The 9,620-nt window shown below is 37.3% G+C and carries 7 protein-coding genes; 5 read left to right on the top strand and 2 right to left on the bottom strand.

Annotated elements, in window-relative coordinates; genetic code table 11:
* Positions 1-903 precede the first annotated feature (903 nt).
* Positions 904-1,740 carry a YitT family protein gene (locus tag KS419_RS00520; protein WP_217064140.1) on the bottom strand — a complete coding sequence of 279 codons (837 nt, stop codon included), beginning with the start codon at positions 1,738-1,740 and terminating at the stop codon, positions 904-906.
* Between the two features lie 753 nt (positions 1,741-2,493).
* Here KS419_RS00520 and KS419_RS00515 point away from each other — a divergent pair.
* The 3 genes from KS419_RS00515 (at position 2,494) to KS419_RS00505 (ending at position 6,175) form a co-directional block, all read left to right on the top strand.
* Complete coding sequence (locus KS419_RS00515) at positions 2,494-4,206, top strand: sensor domain-containing protein (protein WP_217064139.1); 1,713 nt, start codon at positions 2,494-2,496, stop codon at positions 4,204-4,206.
* Positions 4,207-4,406: 200 nt separating this feature from the next.
* The gene (locus KS419_RS00510; protein ID WP_246593569.1) at positions 4,407-5,129 is read left to right on the top strand and encodes a nucleotidyltransferase domain-containing protein; all 723 of its coding nucleotides are present in this window, start codon (positions 4,407-4,409) and stop codon (positions 5,127-5,129) included.
* A 218-nt stretch (positions 5,130-5,347) separates the two neighbouring features.
* On the top strand, positions 5,348-6,175 hold the full coding sequence (locus KS419_RS00505) for an arginase family protein (RefSeq protein ID WP_217064137.1): 828 nt from the start codon (positions 5,348-5,350) through the stop codon (positions 6,173-6,175).
* Here KS419_RS00505 and KS419_RS00500 read toward each other — a convergent pair.
* Positions 6,172-7,887 (bottom strand): methyl-accepting chemotaxis protein, encoded by a 1,716-nt coding sequence (locus KS419_RS00500; protein ID WP_217064136.1) that lies wholly within the window; start codon positions 7,885-7,887, stop codon positions 6,172-6,174. The genes KS419_RS00505 and KS419_RS00500 overlap by 4 nt on opposite strands.
* 454 nt (positions 7,888-8,341) lie before the next feature.
* On the opposite strand from KS419_RS00500, the gene KS419_RS00495 reads away from it, so the two are divergent.
* Together KS419_RS00495 and KS419_RS00490 are read left to right on the top strand one after the other, a co-directional pair.
* Positions 8,342-8,752: a hypothetical protein gene (locus KS419_RS00495; RefSeq protein ID WP_217064135.1), complete on the top strand. Its 411-nt coding sequence runs from the start codon at positions 8,342-8,344 to the stop codon at positions 8,750-8,752.
* A 134-nt stretch (positions 8,753-8,886) separates the two neighbouring features.
* Positions 8,887-9,171 (top strand): hypothetical protein, encoded by a 285-nt coding sequence (locus KS419_RS00490; RefSeq protein ID WP_217064134.1) that lies wholly within the window; start codon positions 8,887-8,889, stop codon positions 9,169-9,171.
* The last annotated feature ends 449 nt before the right edge of the window (positions 9,172-9,620 follow it).

Below are 9,620 nucleotides of genomic sequence, written 5' to 3'. Positions count from 1 at the left end.
CGGTCAGTAGTTGCCTCAACTTGTTCCCCAACGAGGAAGCCGAGACGGGTTTCGGTCAGTAGTTGCCTCAACTTGTTCCCCAACGAGGAGCACGACAAGGGTTTCGGTCAGTAGTTGCCTCAACTTGTTCCCCAACGAGGAGCACGACAAGGATTTCGGTCAGTAGTTGGCTCAACTTGTTCCCCAACGAGGAGCACGACAAGCGTTTCGGTCGGAAGTTGCCTCAACTTGTTCCCGAACAGGGAGGCCCAGAAGGGTTTCGGTCAGAAGTTGCCTCAACTTGTTCCCGAACGACGAGGCCCAGAAGGATTTCGGTCGGAAGTTGGCTCAAGTTGTTCCTGAACGAGGAGCACGACAAGGGTTTCGGTCAGAAGTTGCCTCAACTTGTGCCCGAACGAGGAGCACGACAAGGATTTCGGTCAGAAGTTGCCTCAACTTGTTCCCGAACGAGGAGCACGACAAGGATTTCGGTCAGAAGTTGCCTCAAGTTCTTCCTGAACAAGGAGGCCCAGACGGATTTCGGTCAGAAGTTGCCTCAACTTGTTCCCGAACAGGGAGGCCCAGACGGATTTCGGTCAGAAGTTGCCTCAACTTGTTCCCGGACGACGAGGCCCAGACGGATTTCGGTCAGAAGTTGCCTCAAGTTCTTCCTGAACAAGGAGGCCCAGACGGATTTCGGTCAGAAGTTGCCTCAAGCTATACCCGAAGGAGGTTGAGGTTGAAGCCGTGCCCGCGACAAAGAAGACACTGCGAAGAATGAGCAGATGTCGCACTTGTACCTTGTATGAAAGCATCCGCCTGGAGATGTATGCAAGCATAAATTTTGCTTTAAAAACAACAATCTATACGAGAAGAGCCTTTCAAAAAAGAGCTACTCACCTTGCAACGGGGGCTCCCTTTCGTTTAAAACCGATTAAAACGTTTATGTTTAATTCCAGTCGTTTCATTTACCATAGATGCCTCCAGCACTGCATCAGGATCGATTGTTAGCACTCGTTCCCTTAATTTAGGATACATGAAACGATTTGTAATACAATATATTAGTTTCCGTGGTTCGTGAGTATACCCACCCTCCCCATGTAAATAAGTAAGTTGGATATCCAGTTCCTCTATTAAGATTTCCCCTATTTCATCTGGCTTGTTCGATATGATTGTAATCGATTTTTCTTGATTTAATCCATCTAACACAAAATCTATTGTTTTCGTAACGATAAAGAATATCGCAATAGAAAACATCGCTTGCTCGATCGAATAAACAAAGGCAGCAATCGTAAGGATAACCGCATTAATTCCAAATAAGAAGGTACTAAATGGTACACGATATTTTTTATTAATCCATATCCCTAACATTTCTGTGCCATCGATTGCTCCACCCATTTTCACCACTAACCCGATCCCCAATCCAAGAAATAAACCTCCATACAAAACAATTAATACTTCAGAGTTAGTAATTGGGAGCATTGGTGCCATCCATGCTAAGGCTATACTTGTTACAATGTTTGCATAAAGTGTACGGATAACAAACTTTTTACCCATATACTTTGAGGCAAATAATAGGGTGGGGATATTCAGAATAAGAAACACTGCCCAAATCGGGAAATTCCACACCGCGTTTGACATAATGGCAATAGCCGTCACACCGCCATCGACTAGTCCGTTTGGGGCAAGTATTAATTCTAGACCAATGGCTACTATGATGGATCCGATAGTTAACAGGATATATTCAAATAATTTAGCCATAAAGTTTGCTCTCCCCTTTTTAGATATTCTTCTATTATATCAGATTTTTTCGGTTATTTATGAGTCCAAACTTGCAGACGGCTTAATTTACAGTCATCATTTAAACTTAAACGGTTACTCAATAATGATTATGTATCATGCTATACTTAACACAATACTGGAAAAGAGGAAGATTGATCAATGTCCAAAGATAAATGCTATTGTTTAGAAATATTCCGGAAACAATATGGTGATCATGTGCAGGGAGAATGCCTTAAACTGGGCTGCGCTAGATATAGAAAGGAAAACCAAAAAGAAAAAGCGTACGAAATGGAAAAGGAAAAATAGTGGAAGGTAAGCAGGTATTTGCCTTTTACTTAAGCAAAGGAAACTCGTCAACAACCAATAACTGAAGTCACCGGAGTTCTAGTCAATTACCTATATTCGGAAGTTGATTAGGTCCATCTATCTTAGAGTTTGTCGATAATGTGAACTTCATTATAAACCCATTGATATCTGCTATAATCAGGATAATATTTATTATATTTATTATAGAAATAATTATTATTTTCATGGGCAAATCTATCTATTCACAGTAAGTGATATACTTTTAGACACCTAAATCTGATATGTCATCTAGATGCATCTCGTTGTATTAAGCTTTTTTATTCAATAGGAATGAAAAGGCTTTCTTTCATGAAAAGTGTACTGTATTCCCAATAATATTAAATTATCAAACTCTAAAAATACTATTGATCCTGTTGAGGTGTAATCATGTTTTCATTTAATGAAGAGCAAGTAGACATAAGTGAAATAGACTATTTATTCGATTTATCAGTTGCTTTAGATAAATCTTCTGCACTTGTAATTACTGATGCAGAAGGGAGGATTACTTACACGAATGATAAATTCTGTGAGATATCTAAGTATTCTAAAGGAGAGTTAGTTGGAAAAACACATGGGATTATTAAATCAGGATACCACCCTAAGGAATTCTATGAGAGTATGTGGAATGAGCTTTTAGCAGGTAACATTTGGGAAGGGGATATAAAGAATAGGGCAAAGGACGGAACCTATTATTGGGTTCAAACCACTATTGTACCTATTCTCAATGAGTCGCAAAAACCTGTTAAATACGTCGCCATTCGAAATGATGTTACTAGACATAAAGAAACAGAAGAAATAGTAGAGGACATACTTTATTACGATGAGTTGACAACATTACCGAATAAGAAAGCTCTCCTGGAACACTTAAACCAGTTATCACTCTCTAAAACTGCTTTTGCTATTCTTTTACTGGATTTAGATGATTTTAAAATAATTAATGGGACATATGGCCATGGTTTTGGAGATGAAACATTAAAAGAAGTGTCAGACAGATTAACGGGCATCCAACTAAACCAAGAAACCGTATTTCGTATATCAAGTGATGAATTCATCATCATAGTAGAAAAGGTTACTAACTATAAGTTGTTTCATACCATAAATCGATATTTATCCATATTTCAAAAACCATTTAAAATCCAAAGAAAAGAATTATTTATTAAATCCACAATTGGGGTTAGTGCATTTCCTGAGCATCATACTAATATCGAAAAGTTATTACAATATGCGGATATAGCAATGTATTCCGCAAGAAAAAGTGATTCTCCTTTTATGTTTTATCACGAAGAAATGTTTAGCTCCATCAGTAAAAGGCACATTGTGGAGAAAAGCCTTATCAAGTCAATCAACAATATGAATTCCAGTGGGTTTCATCTCTATTACCAACCTCAGTATAATATTCAGTCAGAAAAAATAGTAGGTATGGAAGCTTTAATCAGGTGGGATCATCCTGACTTTGGTTCTTTCCTGCCAAATGACTTTATTCCAATTGCAGAAGAAACAGGATTAATTGTCCCGCTAGGTCTTTGGACGCTGGAAAAAGCGTGTCATGATATGAAAAAACTTCAAGATAGGTTTGGGGTAAACTTTCCCATATCCGTTAACCTTTCTCCACAACAACTTTTTCAAGATGATTTTGTAGATACAGTAAAGGAAACATTATGGAAGTATACATTAGAGCCTACTTCTTTATGTCTTGAGATTACTGAAGGACTACTAATGGAAAACTTAACAATTGCAGAACACAAAATTAAACAATTAAAGGAATTTGGTGTGAAAGTGGCTTTAGATGATTTCGGTTCCAAATACTCTTCCCTTAACTATTTAATGAACTTGCCACTAGACATTGTAAAAATAGACAAGAGTTTCATTCAGAAACTCACTGATAGTAATGTTCAAAAAATAGTGACAACAATGCTGTTTTTATTGGATCATTTAAAATTAGAAGTCATTGTAGAAGGAATCGAAACAGAAGATCATCTAGCATTTTTATTATCCAATCAATGTACTACGGTACAGGGATTCCTATTTGGGCGCCCTATGCCATTGGATCATTTCCAAAAATTATTAAAGGAACCTGAAACAATGGTGAACAAAACGTAATTATTTCAGGAAAATTTCGGACGTTTCCCAATGAAAACCTAGCTCTCATCTTCCGTAATCCTGGTCGTTTCAAATTAATATTAATATATCACCTGCCTAAACATATACTGATGGTATACACCACGTTCATGGTCAACCGTACTTAAATACCATACAGATATAACAGATTTTGAGACTTGTTAGATTGTCAGGTGATAATGTTGGCAAGAAATTTCAAACCGGATCCTTTCGCAACCGCTAGGCAATTTGTACATGACCACTTCCCATACTGCGATGGAGTGATTCTTTCTGGAAGTATTATACAGGGAAACGCCACATCCACTTCGGACTTAGATGTAATCATTTTTGATCGAAACGTCCCCTCCTCTTTCCGAGAGTCCTTTCTATATCATGACTGGCCTATGGAGATATTTGTGCATAACCTTACTTCCTATAAACAAATTTTTATTACTGATTATGAAAGAGCAATCCCCACCCTTCCAACAATGATCTCTGAAGGGAAAGCTCTTTTTGATCTTGGTGGTATCATTTCTTCAATTAAACTAGAAGCAAATCAATTGTTGCAGGCTGGTCCTGAACCATGGTCAAAGAAAACGATTAATATGAAACGGTATTTTATCACTGACGTCCTCAATGATTTCATAGATGCGGAAGATCGTGGAGAAGAAGTAGTTATTGCTAACACGTTATTGCAATGGTTACAGGAGTTTTTTCTTCGAACTAACGGAAATTGGATTGGAGAAGCCAAGTGGATTATCCGTACTTTGAGGAAGTATGATGCTCCATTTGCAACTAAATATGTGGAATCTTTCGATAGTTTTTACCGTACTGGTAATAAAGAGCCTATCATTACATTAGCAGATCAAATACTCGCCCCTTATGGCGGAAGGCTATTCCACGGGTTTTCCATGGGGGAAAATTGATACGGATTCTTTCACAAAAAAAAGAGAATTGAGCTGTAGCTTTTATTAAAATTTGAGCTAAAATTGATATATCAACGGAACTTCTTTCCACCATTCTTCAAGTCTTTTCACCAGTTGCGACCTTACGTTACTTTCATTTCGTTAAGCTATTCCATTCTTTTTAATCATCATTTTTAAATTCAAAGATTAAGAGAGTAGACTATTGGAGTGTGATAGTGATGGACCGACCTGTTGAATTCTCGGTATTGGACTTTGATCACACCTACGAAATACAACATCAATTTATACATCCATCTAGTGAATGGATACCGCTATGGGACTTGTCCGGCACCAAAAAATATTGCGATGAAAGTTCCTTATCCACCATTTACGAAAGACTTCAACAACGAAAAAAGACGGGTATTACATTTATTGGAAGTGGAGACTTTCATTATGTTTCTTATTTATTATTAACCGAAATACGAACGCCTTTTACATTAGTACTCTTCGACAACCACACCGATCTGATGGAACCTGCCTTTTCTTCATTGATATCCTGTGGTTCATGGGTTTTACATGCCCTTGAACAGTTACCCTTGCTGAAAAAAGTTGTTATCATAGGAGTCCAGGGAGAATTATCTGCCTCTTTACCTGTCAATCTCAAGGAAAAAGTAACCATCATTTCAAACGATTCCTTCCAGATAGAATACCGTCCGTCCAATTTATACCGAATCATACAGGAGATTCCCACAAGTTCCATCTATATCAGTATTGATAAGGATGTATTAGAGAAAGCGGCTGCAGTTACAAATTGGGATCACGGGAACCTTCCATTGGAACAACTGTTAGACTGGCTACAAGGGATCTCTACCTATAAATTTGTAAAAGGCGTTGATATTTGCGGAGAATATCCGTCTTCTCCAAATGAAGTCTTCCTCCACAACATCAGGTCGTATATTAACCTTAACAGGATAACCAATTGGAAAATGCTTAACTGTTTAACAGACATGATGAATAGCAGAAGTTCCTTCTATGATGAGTTAAGGCAAAGTGAAAATCAAAATTAAGGTTTGCCTAGACTTTCCTCTTTATCAAGGACAAATTTCCCCATATATATTTTCAGTTCTTCTGCTATTTGAGACAAATTTTTTGCTGAGGAAGCAATCTCCTCCACCGTTGCAAGCTGTTCTTGAGTGGAAGCGGACACATCTTGACTGGACCTGTTTGTTTCCTTTGCACTCCGTTTCACTTGTGAAAAAAGACTGTCAATTTCTTTACTCATTTTATTGACCTTCAAAACAAAAAGGGACACTTGATCAGCTTCTTGTTCCAGTTCCACAATAGAATATTGTATTTGTTGAAATACTTCTTTTGCCTCTAAAGCAATACCCATTCCTTGATTAACATTTCTAACATCCTCCTTCATGGAATGGACTGCTTTCCCTGTCTCTTCGTTAATTTGCACAATCGTTTTTTCAATGGTCACTGCGGATTCTTTTGATTTGTCTGCTAACAAACGCACTTCATCAGCAACAACGGCAAATCCCTTCCCATGTTCTCCAGCTCTCGCCGCTTCGATGGCCGCATTCAAAGATAATAAATTGGTTTGTTCTGCTATGCCTGTAATGATACTACTCATTCTACCAATCTCTGCAGACCGATTACCCAATTCATTAATTATTGAGGCAGTTCTCCCAACGGATTCCTCAATATCTTTCATTTTATCAACAACTTTTTCTAAGGTATCCTTCCCGTTTTCTGCTAAAGAAGAAGAAGTCTTTGCAGAATCCGCCATCTTGTTTCCTTTTATTGAAATTTGCTCCAGTTCCCTAGTCATAGATGTGGAATAACTCTCAGCTTTTTCTACAGCTTGCAGTTGCTCCCGACTATTTCCCAATGTCTGTTGACTTGCAACTGCTATCTGATTTGAGGCAAGAGCTGTGTCATCACTACTCTTTGTTAATTCCTCTGAAGAAGTGGCGATTTGTTCGGTCGTTTCCTTAACTTGATATAACATTCCCCTAAAACTTCCGAGCATCTCATTAAATGCGGTAGTCAAATTACCAATTTCATCATCTGCCGTAACTGGTAGACCTGATGACAAATCCCCTTCCCTATTTGTCAACTCTTCGAGCTTATTTGTTACTTGACGGATCGGTTTTTTTATTACTCTAAGGAGGAAATAGATCAATATTGCCCCTAAGAGGGTGGAGAATATTATAATGGAAATACTAGTAGTCTGCTGAAGGCTAACGTAAGCATTCAACTCTTCCTCTTTTTCCCGCATCCTAATTTCTTGAATTGTTACAAACTCATGTAATACCAGTGCAAATTCTTCCCTCACTACACGGTATTCTTCACTGTACATTTGCCTTAATACAACGGGCTGTCTTGTTGCCAAATGTCTTAATTCTTCCATGTCAAACAACGTTTCATGATATTGCTCTAAAGGCCCCAGTAGCAGATGTTCTTCTTCCGATACTAAAGACAGTACTTCTTCTATATTCTCTTTTATAGATTCTGACGTTTGAGCATACGTATCATATAGTTCTGTATCCTGTGGCGTGAGAATAACTCCTTTAACCGTGTCCATTAGCAATAAATCCTCAAACCTTAACTGTTGAGCTAACTCCAATAATGCCACATCTTCATTTGCAAACTGGACAAAAGACGTTCTTATTTCCTTTAAAGATCCAAGAAGAATCAGCGCTGCAGAAATTCCACAAAGGAATACGATAGCACATCCAATAACCAATTTTTTTCCGAAGCTAATATTCAAATTGTTACCCCCATCACGAGAAACTTGTCAGATTCTCAGTTTTTTTGTCTATTACCAATTTAATAGATTATTATTAAGTGTGGATTTCTACCTTGTAAAAGGTTTGTAAATCTCAAGAAAAAACCTATTGTGTTATGCCACCAGGTTTACTTCAGAGTTGCAAACAAGCCATACACAAGCATAATCATATTTGATTTTTTCTAGTTATATCAGTGTTTTATCGTTAAATAGATGTGAAATCACAAAGTAATTCACAACCCTATTCACATAGGTGGAAATAATATTTCCTTTTTTTGAACTCGATGTGATTTGCCATGTGATTTCTAAAGTGAAAGAGAATTTGGATATTCATGCTAAAATAAATAATGGAATATACAGACTTTTCCAAGGAATGTATTTAAAGAAATGGGGAGAAGAGTTGAATAAGGGTAGGTGCGACCGATAGGAGGGTAAAATGAATAAAAAAGTGTTTATTACAACTACACTATCATTGCTAGTAATCATTGCACTTGTTTTCTTTTACAAAGGAGATGCAATAGTCATTGAGGCTGAATCATTGGACTCAGTACATGTAAATCATGGTGATGATAGAACGGTGGTAACTGATAGGAAAATCAAAGAAGACATAGTTAAGTGGATAAATAATGGAATTATTAAAAAACAATCTGAAAGCAGTGGTGCTTATACGTATGGTCTTTCAGTGGTCATGGCTACTGAACAAGAAACGTTATTAATAGAAGCAAACATTGCTATGCACGATACATATCCTTGGTTACAAATAACTCATATTATAGGGGATAAACAGAACTACTATACCATCGAATCAGAAGAACTGAACTCATTCTTATTAAGTTTTATGGATTAATCTCCAAGCCTTGATGAGTGAAGTGAAAATTTAGTATCACATTCTAGGATTGTAAAGAAGTACACTTAAACAAACGGAGAGCTTTAGTAAAAGAGTTTATCAGTTAAAACGAATGAAAAAAGAGGAATTCTAAAATGAAGAAAAAGATTAACATTTGGTCATTTATCTCTTCAATAATATGTACTTTGCTATTTTTAATCGTTTCTTTTTCAGGTCAAATTGATTATTCCTTAATGGGTACGCACCCTTTAAATCTCGTCTTATATATTACATTGATTACGTTTATGTTAGGGGTATTTGGTTTTTCGGGTATTGAAGATTGGAAAGGAATTCCGAGAAGCATAACTACTATAATTCTTACATTGGGATTATCGACAGTTTTAACTTTCGTTATATTTTTTGGGAACTTGTTAAGCTAACAGGAAAGCGTTAGTTCTAAAAGACTGAAAATAGTGGCACGAAGAATAGGTTCTTCCTGCCACTCACTTTAATATGCGAATTACAGTGTGATTTTAGTTGCAAAAGATGTGTGATTTAACATGTGAATTTGTCTGTCATTTGACGTTTTACACCTCATAAGTAAACCCTATAGCCATTAATGATGCCCTAATTCACCAACAGAAGATGAAAGTTAACTAAGTTCTTTCATTGTAATTTTTGGCATAATAGGTTTTTTCTTAAAAGATATGAATTTATAAGTTTTAGAACCTTCGGGCATGTTGTCTAAGCTCCACTGCCCTACGCTCGTGAGCCTAGGCGCTTGCGCTTTTCTTATTGTCTAGCTCCACCGCCTACTCGCATGGGAACTGAAAAAGTGGTGCTTTTCCACTTTTACAGTCCCTAAGCAATGAGCGTAGCCGTCGCAATC

The sequence above is a fragment of the Evansella tamaricis genome, from assembly GCF_019042215.1.
GTDB lineage: Bacteria > Bacillota > Bacilli > Bacillales > Salisediminibacteriaceae > Evansella > Evansella tamaricis.
The sequence above is the reverse complement of the archived record's forward strand: the minus strand, read 5'-3'. Positions and strand labels throughout refer to the sequence as shown.